Origin of the sequence: Aeromonas bivalvium (assembly GCF_000819765.1) — a bacterium.
GTDB lineage: Bacteria > Pseudomonadota > Gammaproteobacteria > Enterobacterales > Aeromonadaceae > Aeromonas > Aeromonas bivalvium.
Window position 1 is genome coordinate 3,350 of record NZ_CDBT01000019.1, and the last position, 503, is coordinate 3,852.

The 503-nt window shown below is 65.4% G+C and carries 1 protein-coding gene; it reads left to right on the forward strand.

Features of this window, described 5'->3' with window-relative positions; translation table 11 throughout:
* A partial coding sequence (locus tag BN1119_RS07580) for an FAD-dependent oxidoreductase (protein ID WP_041996055.1) occupies positions 1-503 on the forward strand: 503 nt, incomplete at both ends.

Below are 503 nucleotides of genomic sequence, written 5' to 3' on the forward strand. Positions count from 1 at the left end.
GGATAGAGACCCGCCAGCTCGAGCCAGGGGAGGCCCTGCGCCTCGAACCCAGCGTCAACCCGGCCCTGATCGGCGCCATACAGGTGCCCGACGGCACCGTCGATCCCTTTCGCCTGGCCAGCGCCAACGTGCTCGATGCCAGGGAGCATGGCGCCCGCCTCTTCACCCACTGCAAGGTGGTGGGGCTGCTGCGTCAGCAAGAGAGGGTGCTGGGAGTGCGCGCCGTCAACCTGCGCAGTGGCGAACCCCTCGAAATCTTGGCCGAGCAGGTGATCAATGCCGCCGGCATCTGGGGTCAGCAGATCGCCGAATATGCCGAACTCGGCATCCGCATGTTCCCCGCCAAGGGCTCCCTGCTCATCCTGGATCACCGCCTCAACCAATGCGTGATCAACCGGGCACGCAAGCCGGCAGACGCCGACATCCTGGTGCCCGGCGACACCATCTCCCTCATCGGTACCACTTCCAGCCGCATCGATTATCGGGAGATAGACAGCCTGACC